The following is a 24,916-nucleotide window of genomic DNA, read 5'->3' as shown; positions in this document are numbered from 1 at the left end:
GCGGCTGGTGTAAGAGCCTCACACCCCATGCATGTCCAAGAAAACAGTAACCAAATTCAGGAGTATTTCCATGAAAGCACAACAAAAAATCTTGCTGGCTACCTGCGCGCTGGCTGTACTGAGCGCTTGCAGCACCCCTGCACCAGTCGTGGCACCAGCCCCGGCACCTGAGCCAGTGAAAGCTGCTCCAGCACCTGCGCCAGCACCAGTTGCTGCACCAGTGCCAGTTTCGGTTCCAGCCTACCTGGACCCTAACAGCTCGATCTACAAAAACCGCAGCGTCTACTTCGACTTCGACAAATACAATGTCAAGCCAGAATTCGAAGCTCTGGTTGCTGACCACGGCAAATTCCTGTCGGCCAACCCTAACGTCGCCATCAAAATCGAAGGCAACACCGACGAGCGCGGCGGCGCCGAGTACAACCTGGCTCTGGGCCAGAAACGTGCACAAGCTGTTGTGACCGCACTGAAAGTGTTCGGCGTGAAAGACAGCCAGATGGAAGCCATCAGCTACGGCAAAGAAAAACCAAAAGCGACCGGTAAAGACGAGGCTTCGTACTCGCAGAACCGTCGTGCCGACATCGTTTACCCAAGCAAGTAATTACTGCTAAAGTAAGCTAGTCTGCAACGCCCGGCCAGCCACTGGCCGGGCGTTTTCTTTTCTGCGGCCGCCTGCGCAACTGCGGGTCCGCCAACAAAGTTGCTGCCTAAGTGAACGGGCGCACATTCAGCCACGACCATAGCGCGCACAATAACCCTGTCCCGCCGCTCTGTTCCGTCGCCAGCCATGATCCGCCTGCACTCCGCTCAATATGCCCTGCAACGCCAGCGACTGGCCGTGCAGCGGGTACTGTATGCCCGCACTCCCGAAGAGTCCGCCCTGGCGGCACGCTGGGCCTGCGCCTGGCACCGGGCGGTACAGCGCCAGCTCGCCCACGTGCGCAGCCTGTCGCGACCGGCCAGCAGCAGCTATGGCAGCAGCCGCCAGCTGCACTGACGGGCCAGATTTATCCTGTCCAGCGGCAGGCGCAGAAAAGTTACTTCTAAAATTTAACAAATATCATCGTTTTGCAGATTTGACTACAGGCAATAAGACTGCGCTGGTTATAATCGCTGCATGGTTAAGACTGCACAACGCCGAACGCTGTACCTGTGGATCGCCCTGCTGGCCATCCTGTTCGGCAGTGTTGCGCCTACCATCAGCCGCACGCTGTATCCCGTCAGCCAGTTTGCCGCCGGTTCCATCTGCTACACCGGCACCCAGGGCAAAGCACCGGCCGGCGACCTGTCCGCCATGCAGGCTTGCGATTATTGTCTGCCCCATGGCGGCGGCCACGCGACGCTGCCGACGGCGCAGCACAGTCTGGCCGTCATCGACGGCCACGATCACTACGACACACCGGCGACCGCCACCGCAGCGCTCTACCAGCGCTGGCAGCGCGGTCTGGCCCGGGGGCCACCCGCAGTTTCCTGATCGACCGTCATCACCAGTCACTATCCGCAGCATAGCGGCGGACTGTACACACACCCATCAGGAATACTATGAATACCTTACGCACCCCTCTGGCGCTGGCGTTGCTGGCCGTCTATACCCAATTCGCTGCTGCACAGGACGCGCCACTGCGCCAGATCGGCACCGTCATCATCGAAGGCAGCCGCCCGACCTCGCTGCCCACCCAGATCCCCACCACCTTCGAGGGCATCAGCCACGCCGATATCGAGCGCTGCATCAATGCCACCGATGCGGAAGATGCGCTGAAATACATGCCCAGCCTGCTCGTGCGCAAGCGCTACATCGGCGATTACAACCACGCCGTGCTGTCCACCCGCGCTTCCGGCACGGGCAATAGCGCCCGCTCCATGGTGTATGGTGACGGCATCCTGCTGTCCAACTATCTGGGCAATGGCGCCACTTTCGCACCGCGCTGGGGCATGGTCTCGCCCGAACTGATAGAGCGGGTCGATGTGCTGTATGGCCCGTTCTCGGCTGCCTACGGCGGCAATTCCGTGGGTGCCGTGGTCGATTATGTCACCCGCATGCCTACCCAGCTGGAAGTGCACGCCAAACTGACGGCCACCCACCAGCCGTTCCAGCTGTACAGCACGGACGGCGTGTATCAGGGCAAGCTAGGCAGCATTACCGTCGGCAACCGTTCGGGCAACTGGGCCTGGCTGGTCGATCTGAGCCACACGGACAGCGACGGCCAGCCGCTGACCTTCCCCAACAAGGCGCTCAGCACTACCGCCGCGGGCAAGAATGCCACCGTGGTGACGGGTGCCATCGCCAGTCAGGACCGCGCCAACAAACCCTGGCTGCTGCTGGGCACTGCCACCCAGTACCACACGCTGCAGGACCAGTTCAAAGCCAAGCTGGCCTACGACTTCAGCCCCACGCTGCGTGCCAGCTACACCTTCGGCCTGTGGCACAACGATTCCAAAGGCCGGCCGGACAGCTATCTACGCGACAGCAATGGCCAGCCCGTGTATAGCGGCAATGTCAGCATAGACGGCCGCGCCTACAGCATCAGTAATACGGACTTCAATCTGTCCAATGAATCGCTGCAGCACATCATGCACGGCCTGTCGCTGAAATCGCACGGCAAGGGCGAATTCACCTGGGAACTGGCCGCCAGCCTGTACGACTACGACAAGGACCAGCTGCGCGCCCCGACGGCGCTGGCCTATCCTGCCTCCCTGAATGGCGGCGCCGGCCGCATGGTCAGCCAGGATGGTACGGGCTGGAATACCCTGAATGCCAAAGGTACCTGGCGGCCCGATCACTTCCACGTCATCGACTTCGGCTACCAGCGCGAAGCCTACAAGCTGGCCAGCATAGAAAACGCCACCACCGACTGGCTCAATGGTGCCGCCACTGGCCGCAATTCTGCCTTCACCGGCAAGACCGAAACCAACAGCCTGTACGCGCAGGATAGCTGGAAATTTGCCAGCGGCTGGAAAACCGTACTGGGCCTGCGTTACGAGCACTGGAACGCCCACGATGGCGCCACCTCGAATGCCAGCAAAACGGCCTACCACCCCGAACGTAGCGAAAACTATCTGTCCCCCAAATTCGCGCTGGCCTATCAGGCCACGCAGGACTGGGTGATCAAGGCGTCGCTGGGCCGCGCCGTGCGCATGCCTACCGTGTCGGAACTGTATCAGGGTGGCGTGAATGCTTCGGGCCAGTTGACCAATAATGATCCCGACCTGAAGGCAGAAAAATCCTACACGGGCGAATTGACGGCCGACCGCAAACTGGAAGATGGCTGGCTGCGCCTGACGGCATTCGGCGAACGGACGCGCGACTCGCTGTATTCGCAGATCAATGTGCTGTCCGGTTCCACCGTCAGCACCATCCAGAATGTGGACCGCATCCACACCAAGGGGCTGGAGCTGTCCTACACGCAGGATAATGTCTGGCGTCAGGGTCTGAATCTGAACGGCAGCCTGACCTGGACCGACTCGCGCATCGTCGGCAACGATAAATTCCCCGCCAGCGTAGGCAAATGGCAGCCGCGTATTCCGGAATGGCGCGCTACCGGCGTGGTCAGCTATGACTTCACCGACAAGCTGTCGCTCAGCTATGCTGCGCGCTACAGCGGCCGCCAGTACTCGACGCTCGACAACACCGATCCGAATGGCTATGCCTACATGGGTGCCAGCAAATACTTCACCACCGACCTGCGCGCCCGCTACCGTATCGACCAGCGCTGGAGTGCCGCCGTGGGCGTGGATAATCTGAACAACTACCAGTACTGGAACTTCCACCCTTATCCGCAGCGCACCTTCATCGCCGAACTGCGCTACGACCTGTAAAACCACAGAGGGCACGTAATCTACGTGCCCTCTGTGCATTGTAGCGCTGCGTATTGGTCTTGCCCGCTAGGCCAGGCAGTGCTGCTGGCGTATCGCGTATGCTGCATGCACCCAGGCGCGCAACTGGGGCTCCGGCACGGGGCGGCTGAACAGATAGCCCTGATAACGCAAGCAGCCCATTTCCTCCAGCTTGTCGCGCTGGGCTTCATACTCCACCCCTTCCGCAATCACGTCGAGCTGCAGGCTGGCCGCCATGGCGATAATGGTCTGCACGATGGCCTGATCGCTGGCATCGCTGACCAGATCGCGCACAAACGACTGGTCGATCTTCAGCTGGTTGAGCGGCAGACGTTTCAGGTACTGCAGCGAAGAATAGCCGGTGCCGAAATCATCGAGCGAAAAACGCACGCCCACATCGCGCAGGCGGCGCATGCTGACGATGGTCTGTTCCACCATTTCCAGCAGCAGGCCTTCCGTCAGTTCCAGTTTCAAGCGGCAAGGCAGGATGCCGTAGTGCGCCACCAGCCGCAGCACTTCATCGCAGAAGTCCGGCTGACGGAATTGGGTCGCACTGACATTCACCGACAGGATCAGCGCTTCCATCTGCTCGTCCGCCTGCCAGGCCTGTAGCTGGGCACAGGCGGTTTCCAGCACCCAGTGGCCGATAGGCAGGATCAGCCCGGTCTCTTCGGCCAGGCCGATAAACTCGCCCGGCGGCACCAGGCTGCCATCCTCGCGACGCCAGCGCAGCAGGCCCTCGGCTGCACGCGGCAGGCCCAGCTCATCGACCTGCACCTGATAGTGCAGCTCGAACTGCTGGCGCTCTATGGCCTGGCGCAGATCGCCTTCCAGCCGGGCACGCGCGCTGATGCGCTCCTGCATCTGGCGGTCGAAGAAGCGCATGCCGTTGCGGCCGGCCTGCTTGGCCTGATACATGGCGATGTCGGCCTGCATCAGCAGATCGTCGGGCAGCGGCGATTCGCCGCAATGGAATAGCGTCGCGCCTATGCTGGGGGTGCTGCGGCAGCGGTGCGTGCCCAGCAGATAAGGCCGGTTCAGCGAGGACAATATCTTGGAGCCCAGCGCTTCCGTCTCGCTGGCGGCAGCGCGTGCTTCGCTGCTCAGGCCTTCGACCAGCACGACGAATTCATCGCCGCCCAGCCGGGCCACTGTGTCGCCCTTGCGCAAACAGCATTGCAGTCGTTCGGCCACCTGCTGCAACAGCTGGTCGCCGACGTTATGGCCCATGGTATCGTTCAGCGTCTTGAAATTATCCAGGTCGATGAACATCAGCGCGCAATAGCGGTCGTGGCGCGTGCTGGTGGCCACCACATGGCGCAGCCGGTCCAGCAGCAGACGCCGGTTGGGCAGCTGGGTCAGCGGATCGTAGAAGGCCAGACTGCGGATTTCATCATTGGCGGCCTTGCTCAGCGTGATATCGGTGAGGGCTGCCACGTAATTGCTAATCTTGCCGTACTGGTCGCGTACGGCGGTAATACTCAGATGTTCGGGATAGATCTCGCCATCCTTGCGGCGGTTCCAGATCTCGCCTTCCCAGCAGCCATCACGCGCGATCTGCTGCCACATATGCTGATAGAACTCCGGCGTATGACGGCCGGAGCTCAGTATGCTGGGGGTCTTGCCGACAATTTCGGCTGCGCTATAACCGGTAATCTGGGTAAATGCCTGATTGACGTGCAGGATATGGCCTTGTGCATCGCTGACCATCATGCCCTGGGCCGCTTCGAATGCCGTCGCGGCCACGCGCAGCGCGGCTTCGGCCTTGCGCTGCATGGTGATATCGCGGTGGATCGCCAGCGCCGCCCTGCCATCGAGCGGCAGGACGGACACGCTGTAATGGCAAGCGCCATCGGGGCTGCCATATTCCGTGTGGTAGGCCGGCACTCTGCCGGAAAGTACTGCTTCTACGCCGGCGCGGTGCGCCTGCTCGGCCGGATGGCGGCCCGCATGGACGGCATTGCGCCAGGCGGCGTTGGCATCCAGCATCACGCCGCCGCGTCCCAGTAGCGCGATCTGTTCAGGTAATGCATCGAGGGTCGCGCCGGAGAACACTTCGCACAGTTCATTCTCGGCCATTGCGACGGGGGCCCGTGCTTGCGCCAGGCTAATCATGGAAATCCTTTTTGGTACTAAATAACAGTGGACGAAGAGTACAGATTTCCAACAAAAAAATAATTGATGTAGATCAACCAGAGCAAATCTTTTCATTTTTGATCTGCATCAAGGAAATCAATGACCTGCTTCAATACCATCTCTTCATCGTACCAATAGTAAAAGAAATCGACATGGCAAACTCCATCGAACAGAACAACTGCAGCGTCTGCAGCCAACGTACCCAGTGTGTCGGCGCAGCTGCCGGCAGCCAGACCACCAGCCACCGCATCCGCATCGAACGGCATACTGCCCTGTACGAAGCCGGCTCCGCCGTGGGTGACCAGATTTATCACATCCGCTCCGGCAGCTTCAAAGTCGTGCGCGGCCCATCGGCGCCCGACGCTGATGCCCATGTGATCGGTTTTGCGCTGGCGCCGGACTTTATCGGCCTCGATGCACTCGACCAGCTCGAATATTCGAATAGTGTGGTAGCGCTGGAAGATAGCGTGGTCTGCAGCATCAGCTGGAACCGCCACGCTTTCGAAGGCCGCCGTCGCCCGGTGATGCGGGCCCACCTGCACGCCCTGCTGGCGCGCGAGATGCGCCGCGAACAGCGCGCCGCGCTCATGCTGCGCAATACGCAGGCAGAACAGCGCATGGCCGATCTGCTGCTGACCCTGTCCGAACGCCAGACCACCTATGGCTATCAGCCGGAAGAGTTCCGCCTGCCCATGTCGCGCTGTGATATCGCCAGCTATCTGGGCGTAACGGCCGAATGCGTGAGCCGTTTGCTGCTGCAGTTCAAGCAGCGCGCCCTGTTCGAACTGTGCCGCCGCGATGTCAAACTGCTGGACATGAGCGCTCTGCGCACCATGGCTTTCGGCCACGAGCCGCAGCCAGACCAAGCTATGCTGGCGGCCGCATGATGGACTTCGACCTCACTCAATGCCAGCTCGGCAGTCCGCTGGCGCTGGCGCGCGGCGAGCATCTGTTCCAGATGCACGACGCTGCAAACGGCGAGCTGTACTATGTGCGCAGCGGCCATATAAAGCTGTACCAGCAATGCCCCGATGGCGTCGAACGCATCATCGATTTCGTCCAGCCCGGCGACTGGCTGGGCGTCGATACCATCGGCGAACCGGAACGCCACGCTTCGGCGCTGGCCCTGACTGATTGCGAACTCGATCTGGTGCCCTACCGCCAGCTGGCCGAACTGATGGACCGCGAGCCGTATAGCTGCGATCTGTTCAGCGCCATGCTGAGCCGCGAGATCGAACGCCAGCAGATCGCCGCAGCAACCCTGCGCAGCGCCGGCGCCTGCCAGCGCATCGTGCTGTTCCTGCTGAAGCGGGCCGGCAAGGCACCGGCCGATCCGGCCGAAGAGATCCACGCTGCACTGCCCATGTCGCGTCAGGAAATCAGCGACTATCTGGGCCTGACGCCCGCCACGGTTAGCCGCACCCTGAGCCTGCTCAAGCGTAACGGCTGGATCTCGCTGGGCCAGCGCGGTTTCGTGGTGCAGTCGCGCGAGGCACTGGAACAACTGGCAGCAGGCATGCCGCTGACGGAAGTTCCCGCCCTCGCCTGAGGTTTGCGCAGTTTCTCGTCGGCACGTCCGGCTTCTGGCATACTGTGGTTTTTAACCAGGCCCAGCCTATGGATCCCCGACGAGAACACGTCAAGCGCCTGCTGCAAGTGGATGCCCATCTGACCGATATGGATGGGCAGCACGAGACCGGCACGCAAATCATTGACATCTCGCGGCATGGCGTCTCATTTCTGAGCGAACAAGCCATGCCGGTGGGCGAGAATTACGTTCTGCATTTCAGCTTCCCGGCCTGTTCAATTGTCAACCATGTGGCACTGACGGTGCTGCACAGCGCCCATATCGGCAGCCAGGGGCGCTTTCGTAACGACGCCTATTTCCTCTCCATGCCGGCCGATTGCGCCCTCAAGATTGCCGACTATCTGACTTCGCCGCCCGAGCAAGATTAAGCCAGTGTTGCGCAAGTAAAGTATTGTAAATAACAATTATTCTTGTTTAGCTCAGGGTTAGAATTGCCCTACTTTCAGCCCACCGCGCTGCCATCCTGTGCAGCCCTGTACTCTACCCATGCGCAAAATCCTCCTGAGCGCCTGTCTGGCCAGCCCGCTGGCCGCACTGGCACAAACCAGCCCTGCTGCGGCCAGCAACAGCAGCCCGTCCGCCAATAATCCCGCCACCACCAAGGCCAGCCCCGCCAGGCCGGCCGAAGTCGCCAGCGTGATCCCTTCCGTGAACGTGGCGGGCGAACGCCCGACCAACCGTATCGACCGTCAGGTCTACGACGTGAAGTCCGACATCAGCACCAGCAATAGCACGGCAGCCGATGCACTCAACAACGTGCCATCCGTCGCCGTCGATCCGGATGGCACGGTGACCCTGCGCGGCAGCAGCAATGTGCAGATACTGGTCGACGGCAAACCGTCGGCCATGCTGCAGGGCGAAAACCGTGGCGCTACGCTGAACGCCATGCAGGCCGACGATATCGAGTCCGTCGAAGTGATCAACAATCCCGGCGCCCAGTTCGGCAATGAAGCTGGCGGCGGCCCTATCCTGAATCTGGTGATGCGGCGCAACCGCAAGGCCGGTGGCTTCGCCAACCTGAACGCCAACGCCGGCGTGGAAGGCCGCTACAACAGTGCGTTTTCCGGCAGCTACAACGAAGGCGCCTGGGGCATACAGGGCGGCGCCCATATCCGCCATGACGGCCGCAATTCCACCGCCGACGTCAGCCGCGACCGGCTCGACAGCAACGGCAACTGGGTACACAGCAGCCAGCAGTCGAGCGGCATGGGCCTGAACGATATGTCGGGCGTAAACAGCACCGTCAACTACAACCTCAACGCCACCGACACGCTGGCGGCCAGCGCCAACTACAATGCCCGCACCAATGACCAGCATGGGGTGGACCACTACATCAACGGCGCCACAGCGCTGCAGCCGCTGACCGACTATGTGCGCACCACCCAGCGCAGCGGCGATGCGCGCAACTTTGGCTGGGGTACGCGCTATGACCACAAGGGCGAGCTGCCGAACGAAGTACTGAAGATCGATCTGCGCGTCTCCGCTTCGGAGAACGAGAGCGACAACCTGTATGCCAACAGCTATGCCAGCGGCAACCTGCCCAACACGCGTGCAGCCCAGCACAACAATAGCTCCATCCGCATCGTCGACTTCACGGGCGATTACGAGCGGCCACTGTGGGGCGGCAGCGCCAAGGCCGGCTACAAGATCGCCACCAATACCAGCGACGCGGAAACCGCCTACACCGACATCAACCCCTACACTTCAGCGGTGACGCTCAATCCGGCGCGCAGCAATCACTACCAGCTGGAAGAGACCGTGGTGGCGCTGTACGGCTCCTACCAGTTGCGCCTGAACGATGACTGGGGCCTGCTGGCCGGCCTGCGCAGCGAACACACGGCACTCGACATCCACCAGTACACCAGCAATGTGGAGGCCAGCAATAACTACCTGAACTTCATGCCCAGCCTGTTCGCCACCTACAAGCTGAGCGAAGCGTCCACGCTGCGCTTTGCCTATGCGCGCAGGATACGCCGGCCGAATGCCAACGACCTCAATCCCTATGTGGTCTACCGCGACGAATTCAATGTTTCGTCCGGTAATCCCATGCTCAAACCGACCAAGACGGATTCCTTCGAAGTCGGTTACGAGACCAAGCTGTTCGGGCTGGAAACCAATCTGCGCAGCTACTACCGGCGCGATACGGATGCCATCGTCGACTACCGCACGCTGCTGGCCAACAACGTGCTGCTGACCACGCGCCGCAATGGCGAAGGTAGCCATTCCAGCGGACTGGAATTCACCATGAGCGGCAAGCTGACGCCGGAGCTGACGCTCAACACCAGCGGCAACCTGATGCGCATGCAGCAGACCACGCTCGATGATCAGGGCTTGCTGAGTACCCGCACGGCCAACTCGCTCAGCGGCCGGGTGCGCCTCAACTATGCCTACAGCGCCGCTACGCAAGTGCAGATGGCCTTGCAAATGCAGGGCAAGATGCTGTCCGGTCAGGGCTACCGTTCACCCAACTCGACCTTCAATCTGAGCCTGCGTCAGGCGCTGACGCCGCGCCTGAGCATGCTGGCCACGGTGACCGATCTGTTCAACACCAACAAGATGGAAACCGTGGTGGACAGCGCCACCCTGCGCGAAACCAGTACGCGCCGCTTCGATGGCCGCGTATTCTATCTGGGCCTGTCCTACCGCTTCGGCGGCCCCAACAAGGAAAGCGAGCAGCACGAACCGCGTATGGGCCCGCCACCGGGCGGCCCCGGCGGCGGCCCCGGCTTCGGCGCTCCGCCACCGCAGGGCTGAGCCATCCAGAAACGACAAAGCCGCTGGCGACTCGCATCGCCCGCGGCTTTTTTCTTTGCGGCGCAGGCCTTAGCCTGCAGCACGCTAAGGCCCTACTTCACCACCGCCAGCTTGACGCGCTTGCCGTTGCGGAAAGTGAAGATGGTCAGCACGCCATCCTGCACATCGCCGCGCGCATCGAAGGTGATATTGCCCGTTACACCTTTGTGGGTGGCCTTGGCCAGCACGGGCAGGTATTTGGCCGGATCGGGCGAGCCGGCTTTCTGCATGGCTTCCACCATCGTCATCAGCGCATCGTAGGCATACGGTGCATAGGTCTGCACCTCGATACCGAACTTCTTGCGGTAAGCCACGCGGAAATCGGCCATGCCTTTTTCCTGCGACGGCTCGACTCCGCCGGCCTCGGCGCAGATCACCTGATCATCGGCCAGCGCCTCGCCGGCCAGACGGGGCACGCCGTCCGAGCACATGCCGTCGCCGCCCATGAAGCGCAGCGGCATGCCGAGCTGCTTCATCTGGCGCAGCATGGGGCCCGATACGGCATCCATGCCGCCGAAGAAAATCATGTCCGGCTTGCTGGCCTTGACTGCCGTCAGAATGGCGTTGAAGTCGGTCGCCTTGTCGGTGGTGTACTGGGTGTTGACGATGCTGCTGCCGGTGGCCGCACCCTGACGCTTGACGTTCTTGATGAATTCATCGGCCAGCCCTTTGCCGTAGGCCGTGCGGTCGTCGATCACGGCGATGCGCTGGGCCTTCATGGTCTGCATGGCATAGCGGGCCAGCGCAGCACCGAGCTGCTCGTCGTTGGCGACGTTGCGGAAGGTGGTGTTGTAGCGCTGGCGCGTGTACTGGATAGCGCTGGCCGAAGGCGAAATCTGCGGAATGCCGGCGTCGTGATAGATGCGCGAAGCGGGGATGGTGGTGCCCGAGGTTTCGTGGCCGATCACGCCCTGCACTTTGGCATCGACCAGCTTCTGTGCCACGGTAGTACCCTGCTTGGGATCGGCCGCATCATCCTCCGCCTGCAGCACGATGCGGTACTTCTTGCCACCTATGACCACGCCCTTGGCATTGAGTTCGTCCACGGCCATGCGCGCGCCGTTTTCGTTATCCTTGCCCAGATGGGCGATACCGCCCGAAGTCGCTGCAACATGGCCGATCTTGATGATGTCTTCCGCCTGAGCGGTGGCCATGGCAGCGCAGCCCAGCGCAAGCGCCCGGACCAGTTTTTTTGTTATTAATGACATAATGCCCTCATGAGTGAAGGCTAGAGAATACCATTGGGCAAATATATTTGCCCAGACTAGTAATGCAGCGTCTGCAAAGTCCGGCTAGGCCCGTAGCTGTCGTCGAAACCTCTGATCGTCACCTGCACCCTGCCGCTGGCATGTACCTGCACCAGCGCCCACGCATACATGCGGTCGGTCGGGCCATGGCCATCGCCCGGCTTGGCGCTGAACGGCGAGCCGCCCGAACCCACCATCACCTGCCAGGCTTTGCCGCCGCTGGCCAGCGCCGGTTGCTGGGCATTGAAGATGTGCTGGTGGCCGCAGAAATAGCTGGCGCCATAGTCTTCCATCAGCTGCCAGAACGCCTGTGCATGCTGGGGATAGATGTCCATGCCATCCTCCTCCACGCCGGCGCGGAAGCGGTAGGTATAGGCCGGCTTGTGGCCGAACACGAAGAAATGGCGCATGCCGCGCTCGCGTGCACGCTGGAAGTCCTGCGCCAGCCAGTGCACGGGCGCATGGCCATCATTACCGACCGGATCGGTATTGATGACGGCAAAGTGGCTGCCTGCCACATCGAAGGAATACGTGAGCTGGGACTGGCTGGTGCGGTTGCCATCGGCACTGCCGGCCTGCGGCGTGTTAGCGGCATCGTAGGCCTGCAAGGGCAATCCCGTCACCGCCTGCCAGCGCGCCGCATCGAGGATCAGATCGCCCATGCTGGCACGCCAGTGCTGCTCGTTGTCCGGCACGGCCGTCTTGGTGACACGGCCCTGCCCGTCCTTACCCTTGAACTGCATTTCATGATTGCCGGGCACGGGCACCACATAAGTGCCCGTCTCCATCAGTCCGGCCATCATGCCGCGCCAGTAGGCGTACTGGCGCGCGATCTCGACCGCATCGGTGGTGTAACCCATGATCATGTCGCCGTTGAAGAACAGCGCCTGCGGATGCTGCTGACTGATTTCACGCACGATGCGCGCCAGCGCCTGCGTGTTCTGCAGGTACAGCCTGTCCTGTGCCGTGGTTGCCAGCGCAGCGTCAGTGCGCGAATCGCCCACTGTGGCAAAGGAAAACAGCACAGGGTCTGGCGCAGGCCGTCTGGCCGCATGCCGCTCGGCAGCCTGCGAACTGGCACAGCACAGCGATGCAGTAACAACGGCCAGCGCCGCGCGCGAAATCAGTCTAGCCATCACAGCTCCTTAGAAGTCGGCGTTGAGCGAGACGGTCCAGCTGCGTTCCGGTACGAAGGTGTACTGGTCGAACGCAGCGCCCTTGCTATTGGCCGAGATCGAAGTCACATCCTGCTTGTTGAACAGGTTGTTGACGCCGGCCTGCAGCTTGACGGCCTTGACGAACGGTCCGCCCACGCGCCAGCGGTAGCCCAGCGTCAGGTCGGTGACGGTGTAGGCACCGATCTGGTAGGCGGCCGGTTCGCCATCCTTGGCATACTGGCTGCCATTGGTCTTGGCGATCAGCGAGCCATACAGGCCGTTACGCTTGTACAGCAGGCCCAGCGCCGTGGTCGACTTCGGCACCTTGGCGACCTGCAGGCCGCTGTCTTTGGCTTCGGCCTTGTTCAGCGAGCCATTCGCGTGCAGCGAGAAGCCGCTACCCAGATAGTAGGTGATCGCGCCTTCCAGACCCTTGTACACCACGCCGCCCTGGTTGTAATAGATCTGGTCATTGCCGCTGCCGCTGGTGGCGATCTTGTTATTGAAGTCGATGTAGTACAGATCCGCGTCCAGCGTCAGATTGCCCGACTGGTGCACCGTGCCGAGCTGGTAGTTGGTGGAGGTCTGCGGCTTGGGTGTGTTGAGCGTCGGGTTGTTCACGTAGAACATGGACAGATCGGGCACCAGGAAACCACGGGCGATCTGGCCATACGCTGCCCATTCCTTGCTGATGGCGTAATTGGCCGTCAGGAAAGGCAAGGTGGTGGTGTAGGTCTGCTCGGCCGTGGTCGGCAAACGCGTGCCCTGATTCACGGCAGCGTCCAGCTTGCGCTGGAAGTGCACGTATTTCAGGCCCGGCGTAACGGTCCACTGCGGTGCCACCGCCCATTCGAATTCGATGAACGGCTGGTACTGCTTCCAGCTCGATTGCTGCTCGTAGCTGACGCTCTTGGGCGCCGTCGATTCCTTGGGATTCGGCAGGTTCAGCGTCCAGTCCAGATCATAGGTGTGACGGTCGGTATCGGAGTTTTCCAGCCACAGGCCGGCGCGCAGCAGACCGGCATCGAGACGGTTGCTCAGCTTGATGATGTCGCCGTTGACGCGGTAGGCATTCAGCTTGTTATAGCCCGGCACGTTCTTGTTGCCGGCAGCGCCAGCCTTGGTGCCGTTGGCCGTGGCGCCGCTGGCATCCTGACCGGACATGGTGTTGTTATTGTAGGCATAGGTGTACAGGGTGTTGTCGAGCGCCCAGTCGCCCAGACGGGTCTGCAGACGGACGTATTCGAAATCCGTGCGCTTGTCGTTGTAGTTATAGCCCCAGTAGTTCTGGCTGGTCTTGTCGTTGTTGAGCGAGTAGTTCTTGCCGTACAGCGCCACCTGCGCCAGCGTCACGCCCGCTTTGTCCGGCACATTGCTGTGGATGGTGTTATAGGTGGAGAACAGCGTCAGCGTGGTGTCCTTACCCAGCGGCAGTTGCAGCTTGAACTGGTAATTGTCTTCCTTCACCGCGCTATAGGTCTGGTAGCCATCCGACTCCAGCCGCGAAGCATTGAACATCAGGCGCGCGTCGCCGAAGCGCTGCAGTACGCCGCTATCGACTTCGGCACCGCGTATCTTGGTATTCCAGCTGCCATAGGTCAGATACGGCGTGAAGCGGAAGTCATTCGACAGTTCTTTGGAAAACAGATTGATCGAACCGCCAAAAGTGGCCTGCCCCAGATTGCTGGCATTGCCGGGGCCGCGTTCTATCACCATGCCGCCGATGATGCGGGCCGGGAAGTAGGAAGTGGAATGGTGGGTAGGATTATTGGTGTCGCCAAACGGTATGCCATCGTAGGTGACGTTGTACTCGCCATCCTGAAAACCGCGCAGTGCCACTTTGGATTCGCCGAGGCCGGAGCCGTTGGCCGAGATACCGGCGCTGACACTAGGCGCAATACGGGCCACGGCATTGAAGTCAGCCAGCGGCGTAACGGTCTGCTCGATGAAGGTCGCGGTGATGATGGATTGCGGCTGGGTGGCATTCAGGGCCGACTGCACGGGCGCGCGGTTGGCCGCGTTCGAACCCGTGATGACCACGCGGCTCTTGATGGCTTCGGCATCAAGCGCCGTATTCGACACCTGCAATTCATCCGCTGGCGGCGTCTGGGTTTGCGCCTGGGCCGGGGCGCACATCAGCGCCAGTGCGGCCAGCACCTGCGCCGACATGGCCGTGCGGATCAGAGTTTGCTGCGAGTTCTTCATGAGACTTTCCGGGTGGGTGGTGTAAAACCCGAAAGTCTAGGAAGCATTTATGACAGCATCATGAAAGCGACTCATTCAAGCCGCTTCTTTGCTACATTGTGACTATTTACAACGTAGTGTCGCCGCCAGCTACACGTTACCGGCCTGCAGCGCCCGTGCCAGCGCCGTATCGGCCGTGGCCAGATGGGCGTGGAACCAGGGCAGCACCAGTTTCACGGCTTCCTTGCCGGCCGCAATATCCGTTTCATCGAGCTGGTGCAGGCTGGCCAGCACGCGCGCATGCTGTTCGCGATGCTGCTTGATGGCCGGATAGTTGATGGTCTCCATCAGCGCCTCTTCATGCCGGAAATCTTCTTCCAGACATTCGATCAGCTGTTGCAGCCCTGCCAGAAAATCTGCGTCGGATGCGTCCATCAGCACATCGATCTGCTCGGCCAGCGCCTGGTGCGCCTCGTCGAACAGCGGAATGCCCAAGGCCATATCCGGATTCCAACCACGTTCTTCCATGATACTTTCCTCCTGAGCGGGCACTATGCCCGCTAGCGTCCGAGCAATCTATGACGCAGATCAAAAACCTCACGTATTAACCGGGTTTCCCGTCTAGACGGGGCGCGGTCAGATACGGTAAGTACACCACCACGTAGCTGGCAAAGCCCAGCGTCCAGCAGGATGCGGCCAGCAGCATCACCAGACCATGCTCGGTCTCCCAGCCCAGTGCCGTCGCCACGCGCAGGAAGGCGCTGGCCTGGATCAGGACAAAGATCAGTGTCTCTGCCCGTCCGGCCACCAGCGGCCGGCCAGTGTGGCCCAGCGTGGTACGGGTCATCATGCCCAATATCAAACCGGCCATGGAGCCCACGGTCAGTGCATGGAAACCCGTACTGGAGCTGACCAGCTGCCAGCGCGCCAGTGCCAGCAGCACCAGACCAGCAGCGATCCAGGCGTAGGACAGATGCATAATCCACAGCAGCGGACGGGTGAGCGTACTCAGTGCGTCCCAGCGCCACAGGCGCAGCAGGATCAGGCCGGCTGCGAGCAGTGCCAGCGGACCGAACAGCCATGCCGGGAAGGACAGCAGCCAGCCGCAGGCCGACAGCACCAGCAGGCCCAGCGAGACTTTATCGAGCTTGGGCTGCACCAGCGGCGAGGAACCGGGCGCACCGTTGCGGGTGAACATGGGAATGATGCGGGTGCCGATGGCGGCCTCGATCACCACGATCAGGAAGATGGCCGCATGGATGGGCGCGGCAGCCTGCAAACCATGCCAGCCCAGCGCGATGGCGTGGAACACCCCGTTGGTAATTGCCAGCAAGCCCAGTATGCCGACGAGGAAATAGTTACGCCGGTTGTTAGCCTTGCGCATCACCTGCAGCAGCGGCCAGGCGGCGGCCGGTATGAAGGGCCAGTCGATCAGCGCGGCCACCAGAGGCGGCGCCAGCAGCATGGCCAGCCGGCCGGCCAGCCACAGGGCCACCAGTGCCGCCAGATGGCCGCGCACGGGCGTCCAGAAACCAGTCCAGTTATACGCTGCCGTGTAGAGGAAACCGATCACCACGGCCAGCCCCATGCCGAACACCATCTCGTGCATATGCCAGGCAAAGCCCACGTGCAGGGCCACACTGGCCAGCTGCGGGATCCAGCCATAGTACTGCGCCATCCACACGGGGATGGCCAGCGCGGCAAAGAAGGCCGCGCACAGATAGAAGGGGCGGAAGCCCAGACGCCAGACCGGATGGCCCGTGTGGCGCACAGCAGGAGGTTCGTCGATGGAGAGCAGACTCATGATGATCAAGTTTTCAGTTTGAGATACGGCTGGCATTGTCGGACTTAATGGCCAAAAACGGTAGCCGGCCCATGGAGTTCGATAATCCAGATCAAGAAATTCAGATTCTTCCCGGAATTACGCCGCCAACGCATAGCCAGCGCGCGCGGTTTCGCTTAGTCTAACGCTGCAAACAAAACTTTATGACACAGAAGGACGAATCATGCAAAACACGGTTATCAATATCGAAAAGATGGAAGACGAAGGTAGTGCCGATACCATTACCCAGATTCTGCTGAAACTCAGCGGCGTAGAAGAAGTACGCGTGTCCCTGCGCGACTGCCTCGCCAGCGTCCAGTTCGATGAAAGCCGCACCTCGCCCCTGCGCATGACGGCCAGCCTCGAAGCGGCCGGCTACCCCAGCTATGTTTCGGCTGGTGCTGCCGCTCCGCAGACTGCTGCGCGCGCCGGTGGTTGCTGCGGCGGTTGCTGCGGCGGTTAATGCCTGCAGCTGGCACAGTCCGCTTTCGGCCTGTGCCCCGTTACCCTTGAACGGAGCGCCTGAGCGCTCCGTTGCTATTTCCGCCCCTGCTAACTGCTTCCTGCCCGCTGCTGCCTCAGGCGCCGCTCTGGCGCCGGTGTTCGACTGCGTACACGGCAGCCTGCACACGGCTGCTGAGTTTGAGCTTCTTCAGCACATTCTGCACATGGATCTTGACGGTGGATTCAGCCAGTTCCAGCGTACGCGCGATGCTCTTGTTGCTGCCGCCACGGGCCAGACAATCGAGTATCTCGCGCTCGCGCGGCGTCAGCTTGTCCAGTTCCGACGCTGCAGCCGGCGCTGCGCCACCCTGCAACTGGGCCACCAGCTTGGCCGTCATGGCTTCCGCCACCACCGTTTCGCCTGCCGCCGCACGGCGGATGGCACGGGTCAGGTAATCCGTATCGATGTTCTTCAGCAGATAGCCGCTGGCACCGGCACGCAGGGCCGTACTCAGGTCTTCCGCATCTTCCGATACGGTCAGCATCACCACCGCGCTATCGGGACAGTCCTGCAGCAGCAGCTGCAGGGTTTCCAGCCCCGACATGCCGGGCATATTCAGGTCCAGCAGGATGACCTGCGGCTTCAGCTGCTGCGCCCGTTTGATGCCTTCCACGCCGTCGGCCGCTTCGCCCACCACGGCAAAATCGGGGTGGCGCTGCAGCAGCGAACGTATGCCGCTGCGGAACAGGGTGTGATCATCGACCAGTAGCACGCTGATGGGGGTGTCCGGTGTATCCATGCAAAAAACTCTCCGTTGAAATCCTGTTAAAACCCGCTATTCACGCTGCGCGGCGCTGGGCCCGGGCCAGATGCAGGATCACTTCCGTGCCCTGCCCCGGCTGCGAACGCACGCTGAGGTCGGCTGCAATACGGGCCGCCCGCTCGCGCATGATGTGTATGCCCACATGGGACTCGCCCAGGGTGTCGAGCGCGGCCGGTTCGAAACCATGGCCGTTGTCGCGGATGCTGAGCACGAAATCGTCGTGATCATCCAGCCGGACCCAGACCCGGCTGGCGGCCGCATGTTTGCGCACATTCGACAGCGCTTCCTGCACGATGAACAGCAGTTGCAGCTGCTGCTCGCTAGGGAAAGGCGGCCCCTGCGTCTCGGCCACGATATCGACCGTGATGCCGCTCTGGCGGCGGAATTTTTCCACCACCGCTTCCAGCGAACTGAGCAGATTACCTTCCTGCAGACGGGTGCGGAAGTTGTGCAGCAGTTCGCGCACATCCTGATAACTCTCGTCCACACCCGCGCGCAAGGCCGGCACGATGCTTTCCACTTCTTCCCAGTGGCGCTGCTGCATGGACTGTTCCAGCATCTGCACTTGCAGGTTCAGGAAGTTCAAGCCCTGCGCTATGCTGTCGTGCAAACCTTGCGCCACCAGATTGCGTTCTTCCGACACGGCCAGCTGGCGCGAACGCCCTTCCAGCCGCTGGTTTTCGATGGCCGTGCCGAGCAGCTGGCCCAGCGTTTCCAGCAGCGCCGTCTGGGCCGGACTGAACTCGGTCGCCTTGCGGAAGTGCAGATTGAAGAAGCCCAGATGCTGCTGCTGGGCATACACATGGAAGATGGAGACGGTGGCAAAGCCTTCCTTGTGGCATTCGAGCTGGTGGCCGCGATCGAGCTTGCGCAGGTCGTGGATCACCGCCACTTTCTTGACCACGGCATCGCCGCACAGGCAGTCGCCCACCTTCAGACAGCGCTCGGTTTCCACCAGACGCTCGGAAATGCCCTGCGACACCAGCATATGCATATTGCCCTGTATCGGGTCGAGGATGCGCACGGTGCCGCCATCGGCGCTGAAATAGTCGCTGATGCGCTGCAGGAAGCCGCGGCACATGGCTTCGGCCGGCTGCGGCTGCTGCAGGAAGGCGGCGCTATCGTATAGCAGCGCCAGTTCGTGATTCTGCTGCTCCAGCGCCTGCGTCTTGACGCTGACCATCTGTTCCAGATTGCCATACACCGACTGCAGCCGGTCGGCCATCTGGTTGAAGCCGCTAGCCAGCATGCCGAACTCATCGTTACGATCCACCGGCAGGCGCACGCCGAAATCCTTTTCGCGCATGCGCTCCAGACCGCCCTGCAGCCGGGTCACAGGCGCGACGATCATGTCGAACAGCAGATAGATGATGCTGACCGTGCCCACCAGCGCCAGCCCCAGCAGGGTCAGCTGCGAAGCGCGCAGCCAGAACGTGCGGTTCTCGCTATCGCGCTCGATGCGCTGCACCAGTTCGTCCACACGGGCCACAAAGCGCTCGCTACGCTGCTGCAAGGCGCGCACGCTGGCCGGCGTGATGCTGGACTGGCCCAGCCAGTCATGGGCTTGCGGCGCCAGCTCGGTGCGCCATTGCTGCAGTACACCGCCGAACATGTCACGGATCGAGGCCGTCGGCGGCAGGAACAGGGGGCGCTGGGGATCCCCCCGCTGCAGCAGCTGCAGCTTTTCTTCCATGCCCTGCAACTGGTAGAGCAGATGTTCGCGCGTACGCGAATCAGCCCCCACATCATCGACCTGACCGGCCAGCATGGCCATGCGATAGCTATCCATCCGCAAGCTACCGGCTACATTAATGGCCGCAGCACTGCCTTCCAGCTGCCAGGACAGCAGCAGGGTCGAGCCTATCACCAGCAGGGCGACGGCAAGGAAACTCAGCAGCAAGCCGACGATACGGGTCGACAGCTTGTGCCAGTTGGCGAACAGAGTGGGCAGCGCCATCAGTGGGCCTGCCCGGATAGGGAAATTGAATAGCGCATGGCTGCTCCGGTGATGCAATACGTCATTCAGTATACACGGTGCAGCATGGCTGCTAGCCGCCCGTCTGCGACATGAAACGGATAATTTTTTCCGGCTGGCGGCCGAAATCATGCTGTTCCGGTTTCAGCTCGATTGCTGCACGGATCGCCGCTTCCAGTTCGGCATCGCTGGCGCCGCCACGCAGCAGCGGGCGCAGCGGATATTGCTGCTCCTGCCCCAGACACAGGTAGAGCGTGCCATCGACCGACAGCCGCACCCGGTTGCAGGTGGCGCAGAAATGCTGCGACATGGGGGTGATATAGCCTATCGCTGCGCTGCCATCGGCCGTGCTCCAGTAACGTGCGGGGCCGCCGCCGAGTTCCAGCGCCTGCGGGCGCAGGTCGAAGCGGCGTGCCAGCCGCTCCTGCACGGGGCCCAGATTCAGGTAGGACGTGTTACGCCCCGTTTCGCCCATGGGCATCACTTCGATCAGGCGCAGTACGAAATGCTGTTCTATGCAGAATGCGGCCACGGCATCGATCTCGGCATCGTTGACGCCGCGCATGGCTACCATATTGATCTTGATAGGCGCCAGTCCGGCGGCCTTGGCTGCCTGCAGGCCGGCCAGCACGGACGGCAGACAGTCGCGCCCCGTAATGCCTTTCATGCAGTCACGGTCCAGCGTATCGAGGCTGACATTCACCCGGCTCACGCCCGCTGCATACAGCTCGTCGGCGTAGCGCGCCAGCCGCGTGCCATTGGTGGACAGTGACAGGTCGCGCAGGCCGGGCAAGGCCGACAGCCGGCCCGCCAGCTGCGTCACGCCACGGCGCGTCAGCGGTTCGCCACCCGTCAGGCGCACACGCGAGGTGCCGAGGCGGGCAAACGCGGCCACCACCCGTTCGATTTCGTCGAAGCTGAGCCAGTCCGGCGGGTCTTCATAGCCTTTGAAATCGCTAGGCATGCAGTAGGTGCAGCGCAGATCGCAGCGGTCGGTCACGGACACGCGCAGATAATCGATGCTGCGGCCAAAGCGGTCGCTCAGGCGCGGGGTCAGCGGCTGCAGGCCGGTGCCTGCGGTGGGGAAAAGTTCGCCTGACATCGGCGCACTCCTGTCTGATTGGGATGCTTCATTTTAACGTCGCAGGCGCGTGCTGAAACTGCCCATGACGACGTAGCCGGCCTAGTCCTTTCAGGCTAGGCCGGCTACGCGGTTTACTACGACAGATGGTAGAAGATGCTTACTGTACCAGTGGCGATTGCGCCCCTTCCAGCGTGATACCTTCGATGCCGGCACGGCCGACCAGGATGTGCAGATACTGGTGCAGCGCACGCTGCCACGCCTGCCGCTGCAGTTCGTCGGCAATCTGGGCCCGTACGGTGGCGTACGGAATCACTTCACCAGCCACACGCCGCTTCACCTGCACGATGTGCAGACCGAAGCGGGTTTCCAGCAGCCGCCCTGCCAGTTCGCCTTCCTGCAGGCGGAACAGCAGGTCCTCGAACTCGGGCACGCAGGCGCCCCGCCCCAGCTGGCCCAGATTGCCGCCTATGGCGCCGGACGGACAGTTGGAATACTGTGCGGCCAGTTCCTCGAAGCGTTCGGGCCGGGCTTGCAGCTCGGCCAGGATCAGCTCAGCCGTCTGGCGCAGCATGTCGAGTGGCGCGGTTGGCGTTACCTGGAACAGGATGTGGCGGGCCTCCACCAGATCACCGCTACGGAAACGCTCGGGCTGACTCATGTAATAGCGCAGACAGGCTTCATCGTCGGCCAGCGGCACTTTCACTTCCTGTGCAAACAGGGCTTCGATGCGATCGTCCTCATCGTCGGCCTGTATGCCCAGCGCTGCCGCTTCCTGCAGCAGCACCCGGCGCAGGATTACTTCATGCACAGCCGATTGCACCGGATTGGCCGCCTGCTGGTGGTGTACCAGCTCCGCTTCGATCTCGCGATCGGCTACATCTACACCATTGACTGAGATACCCATGATGACTCCTTAGCGTGGACGTACCAGCTGATAGGCGCGGCCCAGATAGGTGACGGCGCCGAAACCGCTCCACACGTGCACCAGACGGGTGAACGGGAAGATTACGAACAGCGACATGCCCATGAACAGGTGCAGCTTGAAGATCAGCGGCGCAGTCAGGATCAGGTCGGCAGCATCACCACGGAAGGTCACGATATGTTGTGCCCAGCCCATCAGCAGCACCATCATGTGGCCGTCCATGTGGCCAGCCGAGACGAAGATCGACGACAGACCCAGCAGCAGAGTTGCCAGCAGCCACAGCAGAACCAGCTTGTCTTTCCAGGTGCTACGGGCAGCCACACGCTCGTTGCTCAGACGGCGGCCCAGCAGCATCAGCAGGCCGATCAGGCACAGCGAGCCCATGGTGCCACCCGCCACCATTGCGACCAGCTGCTTGGTGCCGTGTTCCACACCCAGCGCATCCCACACCCACACCGGGGTCAGCAGACCGGCAGCGTGGCCGAAGAACAGGCCCAGCACGCCGATGTGGAACAGCGGGCTGCCCAGACGCAGCATGCCCGTGTTGAACACCTGGCTGGATTCCGACTTCCAGGTGTACTGTTCGCGGTCGAAGCGGATCAGGCTACCTAGCAGGAAGATCGCCAGCGCGATATATGGATAGATTCCAAATAAGAATTGATGCAGATAGTTCATGGCGCTCTCCTTCAGTGACGCTGCGGCGCTGCCGCCTTGGGATAGAAATTGACGGGATGGCTACCATCCATGCGCGGTTTCAGCAGCGGCTCGATGCCATCGGCGCCGGGGCCGAAGGTTTCCAGCGCTTCATCCATATCGCGCACCGGCGGTTCGCTCAGCTCTTCCGCCACCACATTGGTCAGCGTCTGCAGCAGTTCGAACACGCAGGCGTACGGGCTGCCATTGGCGCGCAGCTTGCGGCCGATGTAAGCCAGCACGTGGATGGCGTCGCCCAGCAGGCGCTCGGCTTCCGCTTCATCCTGCAGCGACAGGAATTCGAGGAACAGCGGCACGTAGTCGGGCAGATCGTCACCCACCATCTGCAGACCATGACGGCTGTATTCGGCCAGCAGGTCCACCATGGCCTGACCGCGGTCACGCGATTCGCCATGAATATGCTCGAACAGGTGCAGCGAATGCGACGGGTTGCGGTCGAACGTCATCACATATTGCTGCTGCAGGTCGATCAGTGCCGTTTCGCCCAGATGGGTGAACAGCGGCGCCAGCGCGCCCTGCCAGTTACGCGGGATCAGGGCTTGCAGCGCTTCGCGCTCCTGCAGCAGTTCCGCTTCCGGATACTGCAGCAGGATGGAGAGCAGCTGGAAGCCTTGCGTGGAGGCTTGAGCTTCAGACATCGAGGTTCTCCTTTTTCTTACGCGATTTCGGCATCATCATGAAGATTTCCGAGCCGTGCTTGCGCTTGCCGAACAGGCTGGCATCGCTGACGCCATCCGAGCAGCCGTTGCCGAAGCTGAAGCCGCAGCTGCCCTTCTCGTTGAAGCTGTCCTCGGCCATTTCCTTGTGGCTGCTTGGAATCACGAAGCGGTCTTCGTAGTTCGCAATCGCCATGATGTGGTACATGTCTTCCACCATGGCTGGCTCCAGACCGACCTGTTTCAGCACTTCCAGATCCGGCGTAGGCGCTACATGCTTGCTGCGCATATAGGCACGCATGGCCAGCATGCGGTCCAGTGCCGTCAGCACAGGGCGCTGGTCGCCTGCCGTCAGCAGGTTGGCCAGATACTGTACCGGGATACGCAGGCTGGAGGTATCCGGCAGGATGCCGTTCTTGCCCAGACGGCCAGATTCGGCCGCAGCCTGTATCGGCGACAGTGGCGGGATGTACCACACCATCGGCAGCGTACGGTATTCAGGGTGCAGCGGGAAGGCCACCTTCCACTCCACCGCCATCTTGTACACGGGCGAACGCTTGGCCGATTCCAGCCACGAATCAGGGATGCCCTGACGGCGCGCTTCGGCGATCACTTCCGGATCGTGCGGATTGAGGAACAGACCCAGTTGCGACGGATACAGGTCGCGCGGATCGGCCACGGAAGCCGCTGCTTCGATCTTGTCGGCGTCGTACAGCAGCACGCCGAGGTAACGGATACGGCCCACGCAGGTTTCCGAGCACACGGTAGGCTGGCCCGCTTCGATACGCGGGTAGCAGAAGGTGCACTTCTCGGCCTTGCCGGACGACCAGTTGTAATAGATTTTTTTGTACGGGCAGCCGGAGATGCACATACGCCAGCCGCGGCACTTGTCCTGATCGATCAGCACGATGCCGTCGTCTTCGCGCTTGTACACGGAACCGGACGGGCAGGAAGCCACGCAGGTCGGGTTCAGGCAGTGTTCGCACAGACGTGGCAAGTACATCATGAAGGTGTTTTCGAAAGTACCGTACATCTCCTTCTGCATGCCTTCGAACAGCGCATCCTGGCTACGCTGGGCGAACTCGCCACCCAGATCGTCTTCCCAGTTCGGGCCCCATTCGATCTTGTCCATCTTCTTGCCGGTAATGACGGAGATAGGACGGGCAGTCGGCGGGGTTTCCGACAGCGGCGCATTCTGCAGGCGCTCGTAGTCGTAGGTGAACGGCTCGTAGTACTCGTCGATCTGTGGCAGGTTAGGATTGGCGAAGATCTGCGACAGTATCTTCAGGCGGCTACCCTGACGCGGCTCGATCTTGCCCGCATCGGTACGGCGCCAGCCGCCATTCCACTTGTTCTGGTTTTCCCACTGTTTAGGATAACCCACGCCCGGTTTGGTTTCGACGTTGTTAAACCATGCATATTCCACACCGTCACGGCTGGTCCACACGTTTTTGCAGGTTACTGAACAGGTATGGCATCCAATGCACTTGTCCAGATTCAGCACCATGCCGATTTGTGCTCTGATTTTCATGTATC

The 24,916-nt window shown here is 61.6% G+C and carries 22 protein-coding genes; 9 read left to right on the top strand and 13 right to left on the bottom strand.

Translation table 11 applies throughout. The features are described 5' to 3' along the window. The first annotated feature begins 70 nt into the window (after positions 1–70). The 4 genes from pal to GTP23_RS11490 all read left to right on the top strand — a co-directional run bounded on the left by pal (position 71) and on the right by GTP23_RS11490 (position 3,816). The gene (pal, locus tag GTP23_RS11505; RefSeq protein WP_161035248.1) at positions 71–601 is read left to right on the top strand and encodes a peptidoglycan-associated lipoprotein Pal; all 531 of its coding nucleotides are present in this window, start codon (positions 71–73) and stop codon (positions 599–601) included. 186 nt (positions 602–787) lie between these two features. After that, complete coding sequence (locus GTP23_RS11500; protein WP_161035247.1) at positions 788–997, top strand: hypothetical protein; 210 nt, start codon at positions 788–790, stop codon at positions 995–997. A 120-nt stretch (positions 998–1,117) separates the two neighbouring features. Then, positions 1,118–1,474, top strand: coding sequence for a DUF2946 domain-containing protein (locus GTP23_RS11495; RefSeq protein ID WP_161035246.1), 357 nt, complete (start codon positions 1,118–1,120; stop codon positions 1,472–1,474). A 68-nt stretch (positions 1,475–1,542) separates the two neighbouring features. Beyond that, on the top strand, positions 1,543–3,816 hold the full coding sequence (locus tag GTP23_RS11490; protein ID WP_161035245.1) for a TonB-dependent receptor: 2,274 nt from the start codon (positions 1,543–1,545) through the stop codon (positions 3,814–3,816). A 66-nt stretch (positions 3,817–3,882) separates the two neighbouring features. Here the strand turns inward: GTP23_RS11490 and GTP23_RS11485 are convergent, their stop codons facing one another. After that, positions 3,883–5,949, bottom strand: coding sequence for a putative bifunctional diguanylate cyclase/phosphodiesterase (locus tag GTP23_RS11485; protein ID WP_229256051.1), 2,067 nt, complete (start codon positions 5,947–5,949; stop codon positions 3,883–3,885). Between the two features lie 173 nt (positions 5,950–6,122). Here GTP23_RS11485 and GTP23_RS11480 point away from each other — a divergent pair, with 173 nt between their 5' ends. The 4 genes from GTP23_RS11480 to GTP23_RS11465 all read left to right on the top strand — a co-directional run bounded on the left by GTP23_RS11480 (position 6,123) and on the right by GTP23_RS11465 (position 10,312). Further along, complete coding sequence (locus tag GTP23_RS11480) at positions 6,123–6,857, top strand: Crp/Fnr family transcriptional regulator (protein ID WP_161035244.1); 735 nt, start codon at positions 6,123–6,125, stop codon at positions 6,855–6,857. Next, on the top strand, positions 6,854–7,519 hold the full coding sequence (locus GTP23_RS11475; RefSeq protein WP_161035243.1) for a Crp/Fnr family transcriptional regulator: 666 nt from the start codon (positions 6,854–6,856) through the stop codon (positions 7,517–7,519). Before GTP23_RS11480 ends, GTP23_RS11475 begins: the two co-directional genes overlap by 4 nt. A 68-nt stretch (positions 7,520–7,587) precedes the next feature. Then, positions 7,588–7,926 carry a PilZ domain-containing protein gene (locus tag GTP23_RS11470; RefSeq protein WP_161035242.1) on the top strand — a complete coding sequence of 113 codons (339 nt, stop codon included), beginning with the start codon at positions 7,588–7,590 and terminating at the stop codon, positions 7,924–7,926. A 118-nt stretch (positions 7,927–8,044) separates the two neighbouring features. Beyond that, entirely contained in the window at positions 8,045–10,312 is a 2,268-nt protein-coding gene (locus tag GTP23_RS11465; RefSeq protein ID WP_161035241.1) for an outer membrane beta-barrel family protein, read from the top strand. A gap of 92 nt (positions 10,313–10,404) precedes the next feature. Here GTP23_RS11465 and GTP23_RS11460 read toward each other — a convergent pair whose 3' ends face one another. The 5 genes from GTP23_RS11460 to GTP23_RS11440 form a co-directional block, all read right to left on the bottom strand. Further along, positions 10,405–11,559 carry a branched-chain amino acid ABC transporter substrate-binding protein gene (locus GTP23_RS11460; protein ID WP_161035240.1) on the bottom strand — a complete coding sequence of 385 codons (1,155 nt, stop codon included), beginning with the start codon at positions 11,557–11,559 and terminating at the stop codon, positions 10,405–10,407. A gap of 56 nt (positions 11,560–11,615) precedes the next feature. Next, the gene (locus tag GTP23_RS11455) at positions 11,616–12,734 is read right to left on the bottom strand and encodes a metallophosphoesterase family protein (protein WP_161035239.1); all 1,119 of its coding nucleotides are present in this window, start codon (positions 12,732–12,734) and stop codon (positions 11,616–11,618) included. A gap of 9 nt (positions 12,735–12,743) precedes the next feature. Beyond that, the gene (locus GTP23_RS11450) at positions 12,744–14,960 is read right to left on the bottom strand and encodes a TonB-dependent receptor (RefSeq protein ID WP_161035238.1); all 2,217 of its coding nucleotides are present in this window, start codon (positions 14,958–14,960) and stop codon (positions 12,744–12,746) included. A gap of 129 nt (positions 14,961–15,089) precedes the next feature. Continuing rightward, a complete protein-coding gene (locus GTP23_RS11445) occupies positions 15,090–15,467 on the bottom strand; it encodes a bacteriohemerythrin (RefSeq protein ID WP_161035237.1) in 378 nt (125 codons plus the stop codon). A 76-nt stretch (positions 15,468–15,543) separates the two neighbouring features. Next, positions 15,544–16,743, bottom strand: a complete 1,200-nt coding sequence (locus tag GTP23_RS11440; RefSeq protein WP_161035236.1) for an NnrS family protein — start codon at positions 16,741–16,743, stop codon at positions 15,544–15,546. Positions 16,744–16,945: 202 nt separating this feature from the next. Between GTP23_RS11440 and GTP23_RS11435 the strand changes: the two genes are divergently transcribed. Beyond that, the gene (locus tag GTP23_RS11435; RefSeq protein WP_155435886.1) at positions 16,946–17,224 is read left to right on the top strand and encodes a heavy-metal-associated domain-containing protein; all 279 of its coding nucleotides are present in this window, start codon (positions 16,946–16,948) and stop codon (positions 17,222–17,224) included. Between the two features lie 115 nt (positions 17,225–17,339). On the opposite strand, the gene GTP23_RS11430 is transcribed toward GTP23_RS11435, so the two are convergent. The 7 genes from GTP23_RS11430 to narH all read right to left on the bottom strand — a co-directional run bounded on the left by GTP23_RS11430 (position 17,340) and on the right by narH (position 24,911). Next, positions 17,340–18,005, bottom strand: a complete 666-nt coding sequence (locus tag GTP23_RS11430; protein ID WP_161035235.1) for a response regulator — start codon at positions 18,003–18,005, stop codon at positions 17,340–17,342. A 40-nt stretch (positions 18,006–18,045) separates the two neighbouring features. After that, positions 18,046–19,986, bottom strand: a complete 1,941-nt coding sequence (locus GTP23_RS11425; RefSeq protein WP_161035234.1) for a type IV pili methyl-accepting chemotaxis transducer N-terminal domain-containing protein — start codon at positions 19,984–19,986, stop codon at positions 18,046–18,048. 91 nt (positions 19,987–20,077) lie between these two features. After that, on the bottom strand, positions 20,078–21,106 hold the full coding sequence (moaA, locus tag GTP23_RS11420) for a GTP 3',8-cyclase MoaA (protein WP_161035233.1): 1,029 nt from the start codon (positions 21,104–21,106) through the stop codon (positions 20,078–20,080). Between the two features lie 139 nt (positions 21,107–21,245). Continuing rightward, complete coding sequence (locus GTP23_RS11415) at positions 21,246–21,992, bottom strand: peptidylprolyl isomerase (protein WP_155435882.1); 747 nt, start codon at positions 21,990–21,992, stop codon at positions 21,246–21,248. Positions 21,993–22,001: 9 nt separating this feature from the next. Beyond that, on the bottom strand, positions 22,002–22,685 hold the full coding sequence (gene narI / locus GTP23_RS11410; RefSeq protein ID WP_161035232.1) for a respiratory nitrate reductase subunit gamma: 684 nt from the start codon (positions 22,683–22,685) through the stop codon (positions 22,002–22,004). 11 nt (positions 22,686–22,696) lie between these two features. Next, entirely contained in the window at positions 22,697–23,362 is a 666-nt protein-coding gene (narJ, locus tag GTP23_RS11405) for a nitrate reductase molybdenum cofactor assembly chaperone (protein WP_155435880.1), read from the bottom strand. Next, positions 23,355–24,911, bottom strand: a complete 1,557-nt coding sequence (gene narH, locus GTP23_RS11400; protein WP_155435879.1) for a nitrate reductase subunit beta — start codon at positions 24,909–24,911, stop codon at positions 23,355–23,357. Before narH ends, narJ begins: the two co-directional genes overlap by 8 nt. Positions 24,912–24,916 lie beyond the last annotated feature (5 nt).

The sequence above is a fragment of the Duganella fentianensis genome, from assembly GCF_009857835.1.
Lineage (GTDB): Bacteria > Pseudomonadota > Gammaproteobacteria > Burkholderiales > Burkholderiaceae_D > Rugamonas > Rugamonas fentianensis.
The sequence above is the reverse complement of the archived record's forward strand: the minus strand, read 5'-3'. Positions and strand labels throughout refer to the sequence as shown.

What these genes read in the sequence shown, in the direction of transcription:
- GTP23_RS11435 (WP_155435886.1), top strand. Translation starts at nt 16,946, where the DNA reads ATGCAAAACACGGTTATCAATATCGAAAAGATGGAAGACGAAGGTAGT.
- GTP23_RS11490 (WP_161035245.1), top strand. Translation starts at nt 1,543, where the DNA reads ATGAATACCTTACGCACCCCTCTGGCGCTGGCGTTGCTGGCCGTCTAT.
- GTP23_RS11445 (WP_161035237.1), bottom strand. Translation starts at nt 15,467, where the DNA reads ATGGAAGAACGTGGTTGGAATCCGGATATGGCCTTGGGCATTCCGCTG.
- narI (WP_161035232.1), bottom strand. Translation starts at nt 22,685, where the DNA reads ATGAACTATCTGCATCAATTCTTATTTGGAATCTATCCATATATCGCG.
- narJ (WP_155435880.1), bottom strand. Translation starts at nt 23,362, where the DNA reads ATGTCTGAAGCTCAAGCCTCCACGCAAGGCTTCCAGCTGCTCTCCATC.
- GTP23_RS11500 (WP_161035247.1), top strand. Translation starts at nt 788, where the DNA reads ATGATCCGCCTGCACTCCGCTCAATATGCCCTGCAACGCCAGCGACTG.
- GTP23_RS11480 (WP_161035244.1), top strand. Translation starts at nt 6,123, where the DNA reads ATGGCAAACTCCATCGAACAGAACAACTGCAGCGTCTGCAGCCAACGT.
- GTP23_RS11460 (WP_161035240.1), bottom strand. Translation starts at nt 11,559, where the DNA reads ATGTCATTAATAACAAAAAAACTGGTCCGGGCGCTTGCGCTGGGCTGC.
- GTP23_RS11470 (WP_161035242.1), top strand. Translation starts at nt 7,588, where the DNA reads ATGGATCCCCGACGAGAACACGTCAAGCGCCTGCTGCAAGTGGATGCC.
- GTP23_RS11425 (WP_161035234.1), bottom strand. Translation starts at nt 19,986, where the DNA reads ATGGCGCTGCCCACTCTGTTCGCCAACTGGCACAAGCTGTCGACCCGT.
- GTP23_RS11440 (WP_161035236.1), bottom strand. Translation starts at nt 16,743, where the DNA reads ATGAGTCTGCTCTCCATCGACGAACCTCCTGCTGTGCGCCACACGGGC.
- GTP23_RS11475 (WP_161035243.1), top strand. Translation starts at nt 6,854, where the DNA reads ATGATGGACTTCGACCTCACTCAATGCCAGCTCGGCAGTCCGCTGGCG.
- GTP23_RS11455 (WP_161035239.1), bottom strand. Translation starts at nt 12,734, where the DNA reads ATGGCTAGACTGATTTCGCGCGCGGCGCTGGCCGTTGTTACTGCATCG.
- GTP23_RS11495 (WP_161035246.1), top strand. Translation starts at nt 1,118, where the DNA reads ATGGTTAAGACTGCACAACGCCGAACGCTGTACCTGTGGATCGCCCTG.
- GTP23_RS11450 (WP_161035238.1), bottom strand. Translation starts at nt 14,960, where the DNA reads ATGAAGAACTCGCAGCAAACTCTGATCCGCACGGCCATGTCGGCGCAG.
- pal (WP_161035248.1), top strand. Translation starts at nt 71, where the DNA reads ATGAAAGCACAACAAAAAATCTTGCTGGCTACCTGCGCGCTGGCTGTA.
- GTP23_RS11465 (WP_161035241.1), top strand. Translation starts at nt 8,045, where the DNA reads ATGCGCAAAATCCTCCTGAGCGCCTGTCTGGCCAGCCCGCTGGCCGCA.
- narH (WP_155435879.1), bottom strand. Translation starts at nt 24,911, where the DNA reads ATGAAAATCAGAGCACAAATCGGCATGGTGCTGAATCTGGACAAGTGC.
- GTP23_RS11415 (WP_155435882.1), bottom strand. Translation starts at nt 21,992, where the DNA reads ATGGGTATCTCAGTCAATGGTGTAGATGTAGCCGATCGCGAGATCGAA.
- moaA (WP_161035233.1), bottom strand. Translation starts at nt 21,106, where the DNA reads ATGTCAGGCGAACTTTTCCCCACCGCAGGCACCGGCCTGCAGCCGCTG.
- GTP23_RS11430 (WP_161035235.1), bottom strand. Translation starts at nt 18,005, where the DNA reads ATGGATACACCGGACACCCCCATCAGCGTGCTACTGGTCGATGATCAC.
- GTP23_RS11485 (WP_229256051.1), bottom strand. Translation starts at nt 5,949, where the DNA reads ATGATTAGCCTGGCGCAAGCACGGGCCCCCGTCGCAATGGCCGAGAAT.